Raw genomic sequence first — 16,925 nt, 5'->3', positions numbered from 1 at the left:
ATTCAGGAAAGTATCGAAATGTGTCTCGACGTGAACATTTCCTACAGAAGACAATCGCTGCGACTAGTGGTCGCGCTTCAGCACAACTGTCATGTGTTCGTCATAATGACCGCTTATAACTGTCACGCTCGCCCGTCTGCGGGCTCAGGAGTCTGCCGTGAGCTTTACCCCCGCCAATCGTCTGTTCCCCGCCACCCGTCTGCGCCGCAACCGCCGTGATGAGTTCTCCCGTCGGCTGGTGCGTGAAAATGTGCTGACCACCAATGACCTGATCCTGCCGGTGTTCGTGCTGGACGGGGAGAACCGTCGTGAAGCGGTGGCGTCGATGCCGGGCGTGGAGCGCCTGACCATCGACTTGCTGCTCGAAGCGGCGGCCGAGTGGGTGGAACTGGGTATCCCGGCGCTGGCGCTGTTCCCGGTCACCCCGCCAGCGCTCAAATCGCTGGACGCCGCCGAAGCCTGGAACCCCGAGGGTATTGCCCAGCGCGCGACCCGTGCCCTGCGCGCGCGCTTCCCGGAGCTCGGTGTGATTACCGACGTGGCGCTGGATCCGTTCACCACCCACGGTCAGGACGGCATTCTCGACGAAGAAGGCTACGTGCAGAACGACATCACCGTCGATGCACTGGTCAGGCAAGCGTTGTCCCACGCCGAAGCGGGGGCCCAGGTCGTGGCGCCATCCGACATGATGGACGGTCGCATCCAGGCGATCCGCGAAGCCCTGGAAGTGGCCGGCCATGTCAACGTGCGCATCATGGCCTATTCGGCCAAGTACGCCAGCGCCTACTACGGTCCGTTCCGCGACGCGGTCGGCTCGGCCCTGAACCTGGGCAAGGCCAACAAGGCCTCCTATCAGATGGACCCGGCCAACACCCATGAAGCCTTGCACGAAGTGGCTGCCGACTTGTCAGAAGGCGCAGACATGGTCATGGTCAAGCCGGGGATGCCTTATCTCGACATTCTTTGCCGGGTAAAGGAAGAATTCAAAGTACCGACCTTTGTTTATCAGGTCAGCGGCGAGTATGCGATGCACATGGCCGCGATCCAGAACGGCTGGTTGAGCGAAGGGGTGATTCTCGAGTCCCTGACCGCTTTCAAACGTGCGGGTGCTGATGGCATCCTGACCTACTTTGCCGTGCGCGCCGCCCAATTGTTACGAGAGCAGAAATAGCCTCCCAGGAACTTGCGATGAATACCGAAGGACTCACAGAAGTTGCCGTAAAAGACGCTCAGCCCGTGGTCGAGCAAGCCGCCGAAACGCCGCCGGAGCTGGAGTCGGCTCCAGCGGCCGTGCCCGAGCCGGCCCCTGCTCCGGCGATCGCGATCACCAACCTGGATGACAGCAGCCTGTACATCCACCGCGAGCTGTCGCAACTGCAATTCAACATCCGCGTGCTGGAGCAGGCACTGGATGAGTCCTATCCACTGCTGGAGCGGCTGAAGTTTTTGCTGATCTTTTCCAGCAACCTGGACGAGTTCTTCGAGATTCGCGTCGCCGGCCTGAAAAAACAGATCACCTTCGCCCGCGAGCAGGCCGGTGCCGATGGCTTGCAACCGCACCAGGCCCTGGCGCGCATCAGCGAGCTGGTACACGGCCACGTTGACCGCCAGTACGCGATCCTCAACGACATTCTGCTGCCGGAGCTGGAAAAACATCAGGTCCGCTTCATCCGTCGCCGCTACTGGACGACCAAGCTCAAGACTTGGGTACGCCGTTACTTCCGCGACGAGATCGCCCCGATCATTACCCCGATCGGCCTCGACCCGACGCACCCGTTTCCATTGCTGGTAAACAAGAGCCTGAACTTCATCGTCGAGCTGGAAGGCATCGATGCCTTTGGTCGCGATTCCGGCCTGGCGATCATTCCGGCGCCGCGCCTGCTGCCGCGCATCATCCGCGTGCCGGAAGATGTCGGCGGGCCAGGCGACAACTATGTGTTCCTGTCGTCAATGATCCACGCCCATGCCGATGACCTGTTCCAGGGCATGAAGGTCAAGGGCTGCTACCAGTTCCGCCTGACCCGTAACGCCGACCTGTCGGTGGACACCGAGGACGTCGAAGACCTGGCCCGCGCCCTGCGCGGCGAGCTGTTCTCCCGCCGTTACGGCGATGCGGTGCGCCTGGAAGTGGCTGACACCTGCCCGAAACATCTGTCCGACTACCTGCTCAAGCAGTTCAACCTGCACGAGACCGAGCTGTATCAGGTCAATGGTCCGGTGAACCTGACGCGGCTGTTCAGCATCACCGGCCTGGACAGCCATCCGGAGCTGCAATACTCGCCGTTTACGCCGCAGATTCCGAAACTGCTGCAAAACAGCGAGAACATTTTCAGTGTGGTCAGCAAGCAGGACATCCTCCTGCTGCACCCCTTCGAGTCGTTCACGCCGGTGGTCGACTTGCTGCGCCAGGCCGCCAAGGATCCCCACGTATTGGCGGTGCGCCAGACGTTGTATCGCAGCGGCGCCAACTCGGAGATCGTCGACGCCCTGGTGGACGCGGCGCGAAACGGCAAGGAAGTCACCGCGGTGATCGAATTGCGCGCGCGTTTCGACGAAGAATCCAACCTGCAACTGGCCAGCCGCCTGCAAGCGGCCGGCGCGGTGGTGATCTACGGCGTGGTTGGCTACAAGACCCACGCCAAGATGATGCTCATCCTGCGGCGCGAGGCCGGCGAGATTGTGCGCTACGCGCACTTGGGCACCGGCAACTATCACGCCGCCAACGCTCGGCTGTATACCGACTACAGCCTGCTGACCTCGGATGATGCGCTGTGCGAGGACGTCGGCAAGCTGTTCAGCCAACTGATCGGCATGGGCAAGACGCTGCGCATGAAAAAATTGCTGCATGCGCCGTTCACCCTGAAAAAGGGCATGCTCGACATGATCGCCCGGGAAACCCAGTTCGCCCTGGACGGCAAGCCCGCGCACATCATTGCCAAATTCAACTCGCTGACTGATCCGAAGATCATTCGCGCGCTATATAAGGCCAGCCAGTCGGGCGTGCGCATCGACCTGGTGGTACGCGGCATGTGCTGCCTGCGGCCGGGCATTCCGGGGGTGTCCCACAACATCCATGTGCGCTCGATCATCGGGCGCTTCCTGGAGCACACCCGGGTGTTCTATTTCCTCAATGGCGGCGAGGAGCAAATGTTCCTCTCCAGTGCCGACTGGATGGAGCGCAACCTCGACAAGCGTGTCGAGACCTGCTTCCCGGTGGAGGGCAAGAAGCTGATCCTGCGGGTCAAGAAGGAGCTGGAAAGCTACCTCACCGACAACACCCACAGTTGGAGTCTGCAGTCGGACGGTCGTTACATCCGCAACACACCGACCGGCAACCAGAACCCGCGCAGTGCCCAGGCGACCTTGCTGGATCGGCTTAGCAGCCCGGTGTTGGCGGTTCGTTAGGGTTGGAGGCGACTGCTTAAGGCTACACAGTCTGAGGCGAGCGGATTTATTCGTGGCGAGGGGATTTATCCCCGTTGGGCTGCGCAGCAGCCCTAAAACCTGGCAGCGCGGTGCGTCAGATTTACTGAGTCCAACCTCTCTGGGGCTGCTTCGCAGTCCAGCGGGGATAAATCCCCTCGCCACAAGATCTTTGTCGCTGGACTCAGTGAATATTCAACACAATCCCAACCCGGGTCAGCCATTCCGCTTCCTGGGCGAAGTCGGCCTGGGTCAATTGGTTTTCTTCCAGCCAGCCGTCCGGGAATATCACATCCAGTTGATCACCATTGGCATGCAGGGTTACCTGGGGCATTTCCTGGGTGCCGCGGATGTGGTGGAAGAGGATTGCGAAGCGCAACAGCACGCATAAGCGGATCAGCTTGATGCCGTCATCGCCGAACTCGGCGAATTTATCCTTGGGAATATTGCGCCGGTGACCACGCACCAGTAGCGCAAGCATCTGCTGGTCCTCGCGCGAGAAACCCGCCAGGTCCGAGTGCTCGATCAGGTAGGCGCCGTGCTTGTGGTAATGGTAGTGGGCGATGTCCAGGCCGACTTCGTGCACTTTGGCGGCCCAGCCCAGCAGTTCGCGCCAGACACCGTCGTTCAGGTCCCAGTCGTCGGCCACCTGGTCGAACGCGTGGAGGGCCTTGCGCTCGACCCGCGCCGCCTGTTCCTGATCGACGTGGTAACGCTCCATGAGCGAGCCGAGGGTGCGCTCGCGGACGTCTTCGTGATGATGGCGCCCCAGGAGGTCGTAGAGCACGCCCTCACGCAGGGCACCTTCGCAGTGATCCATGCGTTGCAGTTCGAGGGCGTCAAAAATCGCCTCGAGAATCGCCAGGCCCGCCGGGAAAATCGCCCGGCGATCAGGCTTGATGCCTTCGAAATCGATCTTGTCCGATTCGCCCAGCTTGAACACTTTGCGCTTGAGCCAGGCCAGGCCTTCGGCGTTGACCTCGCCACTGCCATGGCCGCCAGCCTTGAGCGCCAGGCCGATGGCGCGGATGGTGCCCGAGGAGCCGATGGCTTCATCCCAGGTCAGGCGGTGCAGCGCGTGCTCGATGCTCATGATTTCCAGGCGCGCCGCCGTGTAGGCCTGGGCGTAGCGGGCCGGGGTGATCTTGCCGTCGCGGAAGTAGCGCTGAGTGAAGCTGACGCAACCCATCTGCAGGCTTTCGCGCAACAGTGGTTCGAAGCGCTGGCCGATGATGAATTCGGTACTACCGCCGCCGATGTCCGCCACCAGGCGCTTGCCCGGGGTGTCCGCCAGGGTGTGGGAAACACCCAGGTAGATCAGGCGGGCCTCTTCACGGCCGGAGATGACTTCCACCGGATGGCCGAGGATCTCTTCGGCGCGCCGGATGAATTCGCCGCGGTTGCGCGCCTCGCGCAGGGCATTGGTGCCGACGATGCGCACCGCGCCCAGGGGCATGCCGTTGATCAGTTGGGCAAACCGTTTGAGGCAGTCGAGGCCGCGCTGGATGGATTCTTCGCTCAGTTGACGTTCTTCGTCGATACCGGCGGCCAGCTGGACCTTCTCGCCGAGTCGCTCAAGAATGCGGATTTCCCCGTTCTGGGCCTTGGCGACGACCATGTGAAAGCTGTTGGAGCCCAGGTCTATGGCAGCGATCAGGGACAGATTCTTGGCTTGGGATAGCGGCATGGTCAAAAAGTCTCGGTCGATAACCTTGCCATCCTGCCACGATCGATCGCTTACGCCAACGCGCCTGATCCAAACCACTGACCCAGAGCCATTCGCAGGATGCTTCTGTGGCGAGGGGATTTATCCACGCTGGGCTGCGAAGCGGCCCCCAAACCAAGCAACTCGTCGTGCCAAGAAGATTGAGTTCATAGCTTTAGGGCCGCTGCGCAGCCCAGCGGGGATAAATCCCCTCGCCACAGAGTGTTCTTTGGCAGTAAAAATCAGGCAGGCTCCACCGTCCCGATGAAGTTTGCCAGCTCGGCCGTCTGCGGATCGGCGAACAGTACCTTCGGGTCCCCCACTTCATGCACCTTGCCCTGGTGCATGAACACCAGCTTGTCCCCTACCTCCCGGGCAAAGCGCATTTCATGGGTGACCATGATCAGCGTCATGCCTTCCTTGGCCAATTGCCTCACCACGCTGAGCACTTCATTGACCAGCTCCGGGTCCAGGGCCGAGGTGATTTCATCGCACAGCAGCACCTTCGGCGACATCGCCAGGGCTCGGGCAATCGCTACCCGTTGCTGTTGGCCGCCGGACAAACGGTCCGGGAAGGCATCGAATTTCTCGCCGAGCCCGACCCGCTCCAGCATCTGCCGCGCCAGCTCGGCCGCCTTGGCCTTGGGCACTTTTTGCACGACTTGTGGCGCGAGCATCACGTTCTCGCCGACCGTCAGGTGCGGGAACAGATTGAATTGCTGGAACACCATCCCGACTTTCTGGCGCAGGCTGCGCAAGTCGGCGCGTGCCGCGTCGAGGTACTCGCCATCGACTTCGATCACGCCGTCGTTAATCGATTCGAGACCGTTCAGGGTGCGCAGCAAGGTGGATTTTCCCGAACCGCTGCGGCCGATGATCGCTACCACCTGGCCTTCCTCGACACTCAGGTCGATGCCTTTGAGCACGTGGTGATCGCCGTAGTACTTATGCAGGGCGGAAATTCTAAGCAGAGGCATGCAGTCTCCTTTCCAGGTAGCGCGCGCTGAGGGACAAGGGGTAACAAAGGAGGAAATAACCGAGGGCCACCAGGCCGTAGACCATGAACGGCTCGAACGTGGCATTGGCGAGCATGCCGCCGGTCTTGGTCAGTTCGGTAAAGCCGATGATCGACGTCACGGCCGTGCCCTTGACCACCTGCACGGAGAAGCCCACGGTCGGCGCCACGGCAATCCGCAGCGCCTGGGGCAGGATCACGTAGCGCAACTGTTCCAGCGGGTTGAGCGCCAGGCTCGCGGACGCTTCCCATTGGCCGTTGGAAATCGACTCGACGCAACCGCGCCAGATCTCCGCCAGGTAGGCGCTGGTAAACAGCGTCAGGGCGATCGCCGCCGCCATCCAGGGGGAAATCTCCACCCCGGCCAGGGCCACGCCAAAGAACACCAGGAACAACTGCATCAACAGTGGCGTGCCTTGGAACAGCTCGATATAGGTCCGGGCGACATTACGCGGCAGGGCGCGTTTGGAGATGCGCAGCACCATCACCAGCAAGCCGATCACACCGCCGCCGATAAACGCCACCAGCGACAGCGCCAGGGTCCATTGCAGGCCGGTGAGCAGGTTGCGCACCACGTCCCAGAAAGTGAAATCGCTCATTGGCTGCTCCTGGCAATGTAGCGACGCCCGACCCAGTTGAGAAACTGGCGGATCAACAGCGCCATGCACAGGTAGATCAGCGTCGTCAGCGCGTAGGTTTCGAACGCGCGGAAATTGCGCGACTGAATGAAATTGGCGGCGAAGCTCAGCTCTTCGGTGGCGATCTGCGAACAGACGGCGGAGCCGAGCATCACGATGATGATCTGGCTGCTCAGCGCCGGCCAGACCTTGCCCAGTGCCGGCAGCAAGACTACGTGGCGGAACGCTTCGAAGCGGCTCATCGCGAGTGCCGCGGCGGCTTCCAGTTGCCCCCGTGGGATAGCCTGGATGCCGGCCCGGATGATCTCGGTGGAATACGCGCCGAGGTTGATCACCATCGCCAGCACCGCCGCCTGCCACTCGGAAATCTGCAGGCCCAGGGACGGCAAGCCGAAGAAGATGAAAAACAACTGGACCAGGAACGGCGTGTTGCGGATCAGTTCCACGTACACGCCGAAGATCGCCGCGAACGGACGGATATTCCACGCCCGAACCACCGCCCCGACGATGCCCAGGCCGACCCCGAGCAAAGCGCCGATGGCCGTCAGTTCAAGGGTGAACAGCGCGCCGCGCAACAGCAGCTCGGTGTTTTGCACCACCGGCAGGAAATCGAACTGATAAGCCATGCTCAGCCTCTCAAGCGACGGTCAGAGGTCGGCCGGCAGCGGCTGCTTGAGCCAGGTCTGGGCGTTTTTCTCCAGGCTGCCGTCGGTCTTGGCCGTAGCGAGGATCTGGTTGACCTTGTCCAGCAGCGCCGGCTCGTTCTTGTTCACGCCCACGTACACCGGCGAGTCCTTGAGTTTCACTTTCAACGCCGGAACGCGCTTGGGGTTGCGCTCGCTGATGGCCACCATCACCACGTTGCCACTGGCGATCAGGTCCACCTGGCCGGCCAGGTAGGCGGCGATGGTCGAGTTGTTGTCTTCGAAGCGCTTGATGGTGGTGCCTTCGGGGGCGACCTTGCTCAGCTCGATGTCTTCGATGGCGCCACGGGTGACGCTGATGGTCTTGCCCTTGAGGTCGTCCAGGCCGTTGATGGCGGCATCAGGCGGGCCGAATACGGCCAGGTAGAACGGCGCGTAGGCGCTGGAGAAGTCGATGACTTTTTCACGCTCAGGGTTCTTGCCCAGGCTGGAAATCACCAGGTCGACCTTGCCAGTGGTCAGGAATGGAATGCGGTTGGTGCTGTTGACGGGCGTCAGTTCAAGCTTGACCTTGAGCTGGTCGGCCAGCAGTTTCGCCGTATCGATGTCCAGGCCGCGTGGCTTCATGTCCGGACCCACGGAGCCGAACGGTGGAAAATCCTGAGGCACCGCAACCTTGAGCGTACCGCGCTTGACCACGTCTTCCAGGCCATCGGCGTGGGCGGGCAATTGGCAAAGCATCAGGCTGGCAAACAGGGCAGTGAGCAGGACGCTGCAACGCTGGATCATGGTGAATCTCCGCAGTCGATGATGTGATTTCTCTGATCGGACAGAGCACAGGCCATGCCAAAGGCCTTGCTGATCCACCAAAGCCGCGATTTTGCTGGCGGGCATCGGTCTGACTGGTCTGAACAGTTGCGTCGCGTTTCGCACCTTTATCGAGCGTTGATACAAGCCGCCGAACCCTGCTGGGGCACGACTTGCCGAGGGCTTCGAATAGCTTTACAACTAGCCGCTCATTGACTCGGTTTCCCTGAAAAACCATGAATTCCATTTCTCGTGCCGTTCCGGAAGTCGCCCTGCAAGGCATCCGCAAGCTGATCGCCGATCAAGGTTTCGGCCCGGGGGATGCGCTGCCGTCACAACGGGACCTGGCCTTGCAGCTGGGGGTGAGCCGGGCCTCACTGCGCGAGGCGCTTTCATCGCTCAGTGCCTTGGGCATGATTAGCGTGCAGCCAGGGAGGGGGGTATTCGTGCAATCGCCGGCGCAAGCCCCACGCAGCGAACCAACGCCGGGTTGGCCCTTCGCCGCGCAGGCCTCGCCGGTGGATATCTTTCAGTTGCGTTATGCCCTTGAGGGGTTCGCGGCCGGGTTGGCGGCCGTCACGTTGAGCGCCGATGAGCTCGATGCCCTGGATGACAACGTCGAGGCCATGCGCCGAGAGTTGAAAGCGGGGGATTTCGACGCGGCGGCGCGGCTCGATTTCGAGTTCCACCGGCGGATCCTGCTGGCCAGCGGCAACCAGGCGATGCTGGGCATTCTCACCGCCAGCGCCGATATCTTCCTGGAAAGCCAGAAACTACCGTTCATCAGGGCGGAGCGGGCGATGGAGACGTGGCAGGAACATCGCAAGATCCTTCGCGCCCTGGCCCGCCGGGCATCGGTTTCGGCGCAAAAAACCATGCAGGAACATGTACGTAATGCGGCGTTGCGTACCGGTATCTCGTTCATCGCACCGGCCGCTTCATGAAGCGGGCCATACCCAAAGCCATCAATCTCCATAGCGAGACTCAATCAACTGCGGCTTCCTGAACCTGGGAAGGGCAGCTATGATGGGCCACGTTTTTTTGCTGATTACCCCGGAGATTTCCATGAGCAGCGATCTGATCAAACACGTTAGCGACGCTAGCTTCGAAGCTGACGTACTCAAGGCCGAAGGCGCAGTGCTGGTCGACTATTGGGCTGAGTGGTGCGGTCCTTGCAAAATGATCGCTCCGGTCCTGGACGAAATTGCCGAGACCTACAAGGGCAAACTGACCGTCGCCAAGCTGAACATCGACGAAAACCAGGAAACCCCGGCCAAGCACGGCGTGCGTGGTATCCCGACCCTGATGCTGTTCAAGAACGGCAACGTCGAGGCCACCAAGGTCGGCGCGCTGTCGAAGTCGCAACTGGCAGCTTTCCTCGACGCCAACATCTAAGCGTCGAATGTTCTGCCAAAAGCCCCGCAAATCGCGGGGCTTTTTCGTTATCCAGGGCTAGACGCTCGTAAATCGAGGTGTTACATTCGGCCCCGCACTGGTTTCTCCATTGCCCCCTGCAAGCCGTCGCCGACGCTCTCCTTTCGAACAAGTACGCGATCCTGTCGCCTTCTCTGCGGCGCGGCCTCATTAAGCCAAAAGCTTAATTTCCCCCCTCCATAAATGATTACGTCATTCCTATATGAATCTGACTGAACTCAAGCAAAAGCCGATTACCGAACTGCTCGAATTGGCCGAACAGATGGGCATAGAAAATATGGCCCGTTCGCGCAAGCAGGACGTGATTTTCTCCCTGCTCAAGAAGCACGCAAAAAGCGGCGAGGAAATCTCCGGTGATGGCGTGCTGGAGATTCTCCAGGACGGCTTCGGCTTCCTCCGCTCCGCGGACGCTTCCTACCTCGCCGGCCCGGACGATATCTACGTCTCGCCGAGCCAGATCCGTCGCTTCAACTTGCGCACCGGTGACACCATCGTTGGCAAGATCCGCCCTCCAAAGGAAGGCGAGCGTTACTTCGCGCTGCTCAAGGTCGATACGATCAACTTCGACCGTCCGGAAAACGCGAAGAACAAGATTCTCTTCGAGAACCTGACCCCGCTGTTCCCGACCGTGCGCATGAAGATGGAAGCCGGCAACGGTTCCACCGAAGACCTCACTGGTCGTGTCATCGACCTGTGCGCACCTATCGGCAAAGGCCAGCGCGGTCTGATCGTGGCGCCGCCGAAAGCGGGCAAGACGATCATGCTGCAGAACATCGCGGCCAACATCGCCCGTAACAATCCTGAAGTTCATCTGATCGTGCTGCTGATCGACGAGCGTCCGGAAGAAGTGACCGAGATGCAGCGCACCGTGCGCGGCGAAGTGGTCGCCTCGACGTTCGACGAGCCGCCGACCCGCCACGTGCAGGTTGCCGAAATGGTGATCGAGAAGGCCAAGCGCCTGGTCGAGCACAAGAAGGACGTGGTGATCCTGCTCGACTCCATCACCCGTCTGGCCCGTGCCTACAACACCGTGATCCCGAGCTCCGGCAAGGTATTGACCGGTGGTGTCGATGCCCACGCCCTGGAGAAGCCGAAGCGTTTCTTCGGTGCCGCACGGAACATCGAAGAAGGCGGCTCGCTGACCATCATCGCCACCGCGCTGGTTGAAACCGGCTCGAAGATGGACGAAGTGATCTACGAGGAGTTCAAGGGTACCGGCAACATGGAACTGCCCCTGGACCGTCGCATCGCCGAGAAACGTGTGTTCCCGGCCATCAACATCAACCGTTCCGGTACCCGTCGCGAAGAATTGCTGACGGCCGATGACGAGTTGCAGCGCATGTGGATCCTGCGCAAGCTGCTGCATCCGATGGATGAAGTGGCGGCCATCGAGTTCCTGGTCGACAAGCTGAAAACGACCAAGACCAACGATGAGTTCTTCCTGTCGATGAAGCGCAAGTAAGTCGAGCAGGCCAGCAAGAGCCGGGGAAACCCGGCTTTTTGCTGTCTGTGCATTCACTATTGCGAACGGGCGGCGTTAAACTCGGGCCCCCGAACGCCACGGTCACCATGAGGCTTTGCATGCAGTATCGCGACTTGCGCGACTTTATCAGCGGTCTGGAACAGCGCGGCGAACTCAAGCGCATCCAGGTGCCGGTGTCCCCAGTGCTGGAGATGACCGAGGTCTGCGACCGCACCCTGCGGGCAAAGGGCCCGGCACTGCTGTTCGAAAATCCGACCGGCTATGACATCCCGGTGCTGGGCAATCTGTTCGGCACACCGGAGCGTGTAGCCCTGGGCATGGGGGCCGAAGCTGTCAGCGAACTGCGCGAGATCGGCAAGCTGCTCGCGTTCCTCAAGGAGCCGGAGCCGCCGAAGGGCCTGAAGGACGCCTGGTCGAAGCTGCCGATTTTCCGCAAGATCATTTCCATGGCGCCGAAAGTCGTCAAGGACGCGATCTGCCAGGAAGTGGTGATCGAGGGCGACGCTGTCGACCTCGCCATGCTGCCGGTGCAGACCTGTTGGCCGGGCGACGTGGGGCCGCTGATCACCTGGGGCCTGACCGTCACCAAAGGGCCGAACAAGGATCGCCAGAACCTCGGTATCTACCGCCAGCAGGTGATTGGCCGCAACAAGGTCATCATGCGCTGGCTGAGCCATCGGGGTGGCGCGCTGGATTATCGTGAGTGGTGCGAAAAACACCCTGGCCAGCCGTTCCCGGTTTCGGTGGCCCTGGGCGCGGATCCGGCGACTATCCTTGGCGCCGTCACGCCCGTGCCGGACAGCCTTTCCGAATATGCCTTTGCCGGCCTGCTGCGGGGCAACCGCACCGAGCTGGTGAAATGCCGTGGCAACGACCTGCAAGTGCCGGCCACCGCCGAGATCATTCTCGAAGGCGTGATCCACCCCGGCGAAATGGCCGATGAAGGTCCTTACGGCGACCACACCGGTTATTACAACGAGGTGGACAGCTTCCCGGTGTTCACCGTCGAGCGCATCACCCATCGGATCAAGCCGATCTACCACAGCACCTACACCGGACGTCCGCCCGATGAGCCGGCTATCCTCGGCGTGGCGCTGAACGAAGTGTTCGTGCCGATCCTGCAGAAGCAGTTCCCGGAGATCACTGACTTCTACCTGCCACCGGAAGGCTGCTCGTACCGCATGGCCGTGGTGACCATGAAGAAGTCATATCCGGGGCATGCCAAGCGGGTGATGTTGGGCGTCTGGTCGTTTTTACGACAATTCATGTACACCAAGTTCGTTATTGTCACTGATGACGATATCAACGCACGGGACTGGAACGACGTGATCTGGGCCATCACTACGCGCATGGACCCGAAGCGCGACACGGTGATGATCGAGAATACGCCGATCGACTACCTCGACTTCGCCTCGCCGGTGTCCGGCCTGGGGTCGAAGATGGGGCTCGATGCCACGCATAAATGGCCCGGTGAAACCACCCGTGAATGGGGCCGGGTTATCGTCAAGGATGAAGCCGTTACCCAACGGATCGATGCCATCTGGAATCAGTTAGGAATAGATTGATGCGTGTAACCTTGCAGCCGTCCGGCGCGGTGCTGGAGATACAGCCGGCGGAGCGGATTCTCGATGGCGCCCGGCGCCTGGGCTACGAATGTCCGCAGAGCTGCCGCAATGGCAATTGCCACGTCTGTGGCGCGCTGCTGGTGGAAGGTCGCGTGACGCAGGCCGGTGAGGTGCGTGATCACGGCGAGATCTTCACCTGCATTGCCGAGCCGCTGGAGGATTGCGTGGTGCTCTGGGATGGCGTGCTGGCGCCGGGTGAACTGCCGGTGCGCAACCTGGCGTGCCAGGTTACCGAATGCAGTGATGTCGGCGGCGATGTCTGGCGGGTGCGCCTGCGGGCGCCGGCGGGCAAGCCGCCGCGCTATCACGCTGGGCAATACTTGATGATCGAGCGCGAGAACGGCGAAAAATCGGCGTTCTCCCTGGCCTCGGCGCCGCATTCGGGGCGGGACCTGCAGCTACATGTACTGGCGCGCGAAAGCAGTGCGCTGGCGCTGCTGGAGCAACTGCGGCGCAATCCTACCGTGCGCATCGAAATGCCGTTCGGTGATACCCACTTGTCCGAGTTGCCGGATGGCCCGTTGGTGCTGATCGCCGCTGGAACCGGCATGGCGCAGATGCACAGCCTGATCGAGCACTGCCGGGCCGCCGGTTTCAAATACCCGGTGCATTTGTATTGGGGCGTGCGGCGGCCGGAGGATTTCTACGAAATCGAGCATTGGGATGAATGGAAAAAACTGCCGAACTTGTTCCTGCACAAAGTCGTCAGCGACTTGTGCGGCTGGGAAGGGCGCTGCGGGATGCTCCATGAAGCCGTGTGCGAAGACATCAGCGATCTTTCCAGCGTCCACGTCTACGCCAGCGGCTCACCAGCGATGATCTACGCCACGCTTGATGCGCTGGTGGAAGCCGGGATGGACGCTCATCAGATGCGTGCGGATGTGTTTGCGTACGCGCCGCGGGCTTGAACCGCGTTCGTCCAACCTAGGCTCGGTGAGTTCTTCGTGGCGAGGGAGCTTGCTCCCGCTCGGTTGCGCAGCGACCGCCTCATCTGGGACTGCTGCGCAGTCCAGCGGGAGCAAGCTGCCTCGCCACAAGAACGAATGCCGATCGATATAACGGCCCATATTTCGTTTCGGTATTTAGTTCTGTCAGCTAGATACCGATAACGTATATAGAAGCCCGATGGCATCCAACTTGCCTTCGTTCCTTCAAACGCCAGTACCTTGGCGTTGCCAAGCCATTCACAATCAGCGAGGAGCCAACCGCTACCGGCCATGACCGCTATCGAATCCGCCATCACCTGCGCGCTGTATCCGCCACGACTCGAGTTGGGGCCACAGCTGACCCGGGAACAACTGCTTGCGTCGATGCACTCGACCATGAGCCTGCACCAGGGCGGCCCAGTCTGGCTGTTCGCCTACGGCTCGTTGATCTGGCGGCCCGAATGCACGGCGGTGGAGCGTATGCGCGGGCGAGTGCACGGTTATCATCGCGGGTTGTATCTGTGGTCCCATGAACACCGTGGCACCCCGGAATTGCCAGGGCTGGTATTCGGGCTGGATCGCGGCGGCTCGTGCAGCGGTTTCGCCTACCGGTTGCCGGAAGAAAACCTGCAGGATTCGCTGTTGGCCCTGTGGCAACGCGAGATGCCCGTGCCGTCCTATCGGCCGCACTGGCTCAGCTGTCGGCTGGAAGATGGCAATCGGGTTCAGGCCTTGGGTTTTGTCCTGGAGCGACACCTGCCCAGCTATGCCGGCAATCTGCCGGATCATGTGCTGAGCCAGGTGTTCGAAAGCGCCTGCGGGCGGTATGGCACGACTCGCGATTATGTCGAGCAGACCATCCACGCCCTGCGCAGCCACGCCATGCCAGACCGTAATCTGGAGGCGCGGCTCAAGCGCTGCAAATCAGCGCTGGATCAGGCGATCGCGTCGCGGCTCTGACTGGCGATCTGCTTGTGCCGCAGGGTTGGCGCGAGGAATGCCATGGCCAGCAGGCAGGCACCGACCAGCAGGATGAAGCCGCCATCCCAGCCGAAATAGTCCACCGTGTAGCCCATCATTGCGCTGGCTGCGACTGAGCCACCCAGATAACCAAACAGACCGGTGAAGCCGGCAGCTGTACCTGCTGCTTTCTTGGGCACCAGTTCCAGGGCCTGCAGACCTACCAGCATGACCGGGCCATAGATCAGGAAGCCAATCGCGAACAGCGAGATCATGTCGACCATCGGGTTACCCGGCGGATTCAGCCAGTAGATGATTGTTGCGACGGTCACCAATGCCATGAACACCATGCCCGTCAGGCCGCGGTTGCCCCGGAAGACCTTGTCCGACATCCACCCGCATAGCAGCGTGCCGGGAATGCCGGCCCACTCGTACAGGAAGTAAGCCCAGGACGTCTTGTCGAAATCGAAGTGCTTGACCTCTTTGAGATAGGTCGGTGCCCAGTCCAGAATGCCATAGCGCAACAGGTAGACGAAAACGTTGGCCAGCGCGATGAACCAGAGCATCTTGTTGCGCAGCACGTATTTGACGAAGATGTCCCTGGCGCTGAATTCTTCTTCATGGCTGGCATCGTAGCCTTCCGGGTAATCGTTTTTGTATTTCTCGATGGGCGGCAAGCCTGTCGATTGCGGCGTATCGCGCATGACGATGAAGGCAAATACAGCGACCAGCAAAGCCACCGCTGCCGGTACGTAGAACTTGCTGTGCCAGTCGTTGAACCAGCCCATGCCAAGTATTGCCAGCGGGCCGATCAAGCCGCCGCCGACGTTATGGGCGGTGTTCCATACCGAAACCACACCGCCGCGTTCTTTCTGCGACCACCAGTGCACCATGGTGCGTCCGCTTGGTGGCCAGCCCATGCCTTGCGCCCAGCCGTTGATGAACAACAGGATGAACATCATGGTCACGCTTGAGGTTGCCCACGGTGCGAAACCGAAAATGAACATCACTCCGGCTGACACTATCAGGCCAAAAGGCAGGAAATAACGCGGGTTGGAGCGGTCGGACACGATGCCCATCAGGAACTTGGAAAGACCGTAGGCGATCGCGATTGCCGATATCGCCACCCCCAGCTGGCCCTTTGTATAGCCTTGGGCGATCAGATCCGGAAACGCCAGGGTAAAATTTTTGCGCAGCAGGTAGTAACCGGCATAACCAATAAAAATGCCGGCGAAGATCTGCCAGCGAAGGCGCCGATAGGTGCTGTCTATTTTTTCTTCAGGCAATGGAGCCTGATGTGCGGCGGGACGAAAGAAAGCAAACATTCAAGGGCTCCAGATTTCTTGTTTTGACTGCGGATGCGAATGTTACAGTTTCATTACCGAAAATAGCATCGCTCGTTGTCGCATAAACAGCGGAAATTTCGATGGATGGTGTTCTTAAGTGAACATGTCGCTCAGGCATACGTTGGAGGCGCTGTAGGAATCTTCATGGCTGGTGTTCTCCCGATGCTTTCATGACAGGAAAGTAGGGAAACGTCCTTCAACCAAATGAGAGGTATCGCCATTCAACCCAAAAGGCGCGGCCTTTACCCTTTACGTTTTGCCGGGTCAGGCATTCAAAAGGGTGGGTTATGAGGTGGTTTGCTGCGATGTTGTTATTGTGTCTGTCTGGGTCGAGCTGGGCGGAGGGAATGGTATTGGTGCCAGAGAACAACCCCAAGCCAGGATATCCGACAGCTCTGAGCCGGGCAGGGGTCATGGGAGCGGTCAGGGCCGGCTTCACGGTACACGCCGATGGTCGTGTCAATGAGGTCGCGATTCTGCACAGCGACCATCCGGAGTTTGCCGAGGCCGTTCGAGAAACGCTGATTGATTGGCGGTTCAAGCCCTGGACGGTTGATGACAAGCATCCCGCCCAAGTCAATGTCGTGGCACCGTTCGAATTTCGTCTGGACGACGCACCGATTGATACCAATAAATGGATCAAGACCTGGCGATGCTCGGTCATCACCTCCTATGCCAGCGATCTGCATGTGCAGGACCTGCTTCCCTTCCATTACACGCGCAGCTACCTGTCCAACGTATTTTTTGTCAAACAACTGCCCGAAGCCGAGCGCCTGGCAATGATCGCTCGATTCAACCGGCTGCTGCCCTCGATCCTGCAGCGCTGCGGAACGTTTCCTGCATCGCGATATGTGAAAATGTTGCCGGAGGAGATTCGTGCGTTGCTTTAGCCGAGTTATGGCGCGTCATTGCCGGTGGC

Annotated in this window: 15 protein-coding genes; 9 read left to right on the top strand and 6 right to left on the bottom strand. The window is 60.5% G+C overall.

Annotated features, from left to right (window positions below):
* Positions 1-157 precede the first annotated feature (157 nt).
* Positions 158-1,171, top strand: coding sequence for a porphobilinogen synthase (hemB, locus tag J3P86_RS25605; protein ID WP_434571002.1), 1,014 nt, complete (start codon positions 158-160; stop codon positions 1,169-1,171).
* Positions 1,172-1,188: 17 nt separating this feature from the next.
* Positions 1,189-3,405 (top strand): polyphosphate kinase 1, encoded by a 2,217-nt coding sequence (gene ppk1, locus J3P86_RS25600; protein ID WP_434602202.1) that lies wholly within the window; start codon positions 1,189-1,191, stop codon positions 3,403-3,405.
* A 202-nt stretch (positions 3,406-3,607) separates the two neighbouring features.
* Here ppk1 and ppx read toward each other — a convergent pair whose 3' ends face one another.
* The 5 genes from ppx to J3P86_RS25575 form a co-directional block, all read right to left on the bottom strand.
* Positions 3,608-5,110, bottom strand: coding sequence for an exopolyphosphatase (ppx, locus tag J3P86_RS25595; RefSeq protein ID WP_434627199.1), 1,503 nt, complete (start codon positions 5,108-5,110; stop codon positions 3,608-3,610).
* 260 nt (positions 5,111-5,370) lie between these two features.
* Entirely contained in the window at positions 5,371-6,105 is a 735-nt protein-coding gene (locus J3P86_RS25590) for an amino acid ABC transporter ATP-binding protein (RefSeq protein ID WP_039590243.1), read from the bottom strand.
* A complete protein-coding gene (locus J3P86_RS25585; RefSeq protein WP_434627201.1) occupies positions 6,092-6,742 on the bottom strand; it encodes an amino acid ABC transporter permease in 651 nt (216 codons plus the stop codon). The genes J3P86_RS25590 and J3P86_RS25585 overlap by 14 nt, the downstream gene beginning before the upstream one ends.
* Positions 6,739-7,407, bottom strand: coding sequence for an amino acid ABC transporter permease (locus tag J3P86_RS25580; RefSeq protein ID WP_181288088.1), 669 nt, complete (start codon positions 7,405-7,407; stop codon positions 6,739-6,741). The genes J3P86_RS25585 and J3P86_RS25580 overlap by 4 nt, the downstream gene beginning before the upstream one ends.
* A 21-nt stretch (positions 7,408-7,428) precedes the next feature.
* Positions 7,429-8,214, bottom strand: coding sequence for a transporter substrate-binding domain-containing protein (locus J3P86_RS25575; protein WP_305498011.1), 786 nt, complete (start codon positions 8,212-8,214; stop codon positions 7,429-7,431).
* Positions 8,215-8,468: 254 nt separating this feature from the next.
* Here J3P86_RS25575 and J3P86_RS25570 point away from each other — a divergent pair, with 254 nt between their 5' ends.
* The 6 genes from J3P86_RS25570 to J3P86_RS25545 all read left to right on the top strand — a co-directional run bounded on the left by J3P86_RS25570 (position 8,469) and on the right by J3P86_RS25545 (position 14,660).
* Positions 8,469-9,176, top strand: a complete 708-nt coding sequence (locus J3P86_RS25570; RefSeq protein ID WP_434627203.1) for a FadR/GntR family transcriptional regulator — start codon at positions 8,469-8,471, stop codon at positions 9,174-9,176.
* Positions 9,177-9,297: 121 nt separating this feature from the next.
* Complete coding sequence (trxA, locus tag J3P86_RS25565; protein WP_003206727.1) at positions 9,298-9,627, top strand: thioredoxin TrxA; 330 nt, start codon at positions 9,298-9,300, stop codon at positions 9,625-9,627.
* 241 nt (positions 9,628-9,868) lie between these two features.
* Positions 9,869-11,128 carry a transcription termination factor Rho gene (gene rho, locus J3P86_RS25560; protein WP_003206716.1) on the top strand — a complete coding sequence of 420 codons (1,260 nt, stop codon included), beginning with the start codon at positions 9,869-9,871 and terminating at the stop codon, positions 11,126-11,128.
* A 119-nt stretch (positions 11,129-11,247) separates the two neighbouring features.
* Positions 11,248-12,714 carry a 4-hydroxy-3-polyprenylbenzoate decarboxylase gene (gene ubiD / locus J3P86_RS25555; protein WP_434571014.1) on the top strand — a complete coding sequence of 489 codons (1,467 nt, stop codon included), beginning with the start codon at positions 11,248-11,250 and terminating at the stop codon, positions 12,712-12,714.
* Positions 12,714-13,682 (top strand): CDP-6-deoxy-delta-3,4-glucoseen reductase, encoded by a 969-nt coding sequence (locus J3P86_RS25550; RefSeq protein ID WP_434654812.1) that lies wholly within the window; start codon positions 12,714-12,716, stop codon positions 13,680-13,682. Before ubiD ends, J3P86_RS25550 begins: the two co-directional genes overlap by 1 nt.
* Before the next feature lie 309 nt (positions 13,683-13,991).
* Positions 13,992-14,660: a gamma-glutamylcyclotransferase gene (locus tag J3P86_RS25545; protein WP_434602199.1), complete on the top strand. Its 669-nt coding sequence runs from the start codon at positions 13,992-13,994 to the stop codon at positions 14,658-14,660.
* On the opposite strand, the gene glpT is transcribed toward J3P86_RS25545, so the two are convergent.
* Positions 14,636-15,985 carry a glycerol-3-phosphate transporter gene (gene glpT, locus J3P86_RS25540; protein ID WP_434627207.1) on the bottom strand — a complete coding sequence of 450 codons (1,350 nt, stop codon included), beginning with the start codon at positions 15,983-15,985 and terminating at the stop codon, positions 14,636-14,638. The genes J3P86_RS25545 and glpT overlap by 25 nt on opposite strands.
* A gap of 368 nt (positions 15,986-16,353) precedes the next feature.
* On the opposite strand from glpT, the gene J3P86_RS25535 reads away from it, so the two are divergent.
* On the top strand, positions 16,354-16,896 hold the full coding sequence (locus J3P86_RS25535) for an energy transducer TonB (protein WP_434699103.1): 543 nt from the start codon (positions 16,354-16,356) through the stop codon (positions 16,894-16,896).
* Positions 16,897-16,925 lie beyond the last annotated feature (29 nt).

Source organism: Pseudomonas sp. D1-1, from assembly GCF_051132225.1.
In the GTDB taxonomy this organism is placed as follows: Bacteria; Pseudomonadota; Gammaproteobacteria; order Pseudomonadales; family Pseudomonadaceae; genus Aquipseudomonas.
Note: the sequence above shows the minus strand (reverse complement) of the source record. Positions and strands in the feature narration are given on the sequence as shown.

Excerpts from the sequence above, each read along its gene's own strand:
- ppk1 (WP_434602202.1), top strand. The coding sequence starts at position 1,189 with ATGAATACCGAAGGACTCACAGAAGTTGCCGTAAAAGACGCTCAGCCC.
- ppx (WP_434627199.1), bottom strand. The coding sequence starts at position 5,110 with ATGCCGCTATCCCAAGCCAAGAATCTGTCCCTGATCGCTGCCATAGAC.
- J3P86_RS25590 (WP_039590243.1), bottom strand. The coding sequence starts at position 6,105 with ATGCCTCTGCTTAGAATTTCCGCCCTGCATAAGTACTACGGCGATCAC.
- J3P86_RS25585 (WP_434627201.1), bottom strand. The coding sequence starts at position 6,742 with ATGAGCGATTTCACTTTCTGGGACGTGGTGCGCAACCTGCTCACCGGC.
- J3P86_RS25580 (WP_181288088.1), bottom strand. The coding sequence starts at position 7,407 with ATGGCTTATCAGTTCGATTTCCTGCCGGTGGTGCAAAACACCGAGCTG.
- J3P86_RS25575 (WP_305498011.1), bottom strand. The coding sequence starts at position 8,214 with ATGATCCAGCGTTGCAGCGTCCTGCTCACTGCCCTGTTTGCCAGCCTG.
- J3P86_RS25570 (WP_434627203.1), top strand. The coding sequence starts at position 8,469 with ATGAATTCCATTTCTCGTGCCGTTCCGGAAGTCGCCCTGCAAGGCATC.
- trxA (WP_003206727.1), top strand. The coding sequence starts at position 9,298 with ATGAGCAGCGATCTGATCAAACACGTTAGCGACGCTAGCTTCGAAGCT.
- rho (WP_003206716.1), top strand. The coding sequence starts at position 9,869 with ATGAATCTGACTGAACTCAAGCAAAAGCCGATTACCGAACTGCTCGAA.
- ubiD (WP_434571014.1), top strand. The coding sequence starts at position 11,248 with ATGCAGTATCGCGACTTGCGCGACTTTATCAGCGGTCTGGAACAGCGC.
- J3P86_RS25550 (WP_434654812.1), top strand. The coding sequence starts at position 12,714 with ATGCGTGTAACCTTGCAGCCGTCCGGCGCGGTGCTGGAGATACAGCCG.
- J3P86_RS25545 (WP_434602199.1), top strand. The coding sequence starts at position 13,992 with ATGACCGCTATCGAATCCGCCATCACCTGCGCGCTGTATCCGCCACGA.
- glpT (WP_434627207.1), bottom strand. The coding sequence starts at position 15,985 with ATGTTTGCTTTCTTTCGTCCCGCCGCACATCAGGCTCCATTGCCTGAA.
- J3P86_RS25535 (WP_434699103.1), top strand. The coding sequence starts at position 16,354 with ATGGTATTGGTGCCAGAGAACAACCCCAAGCCAGGATATCCGACAGCT.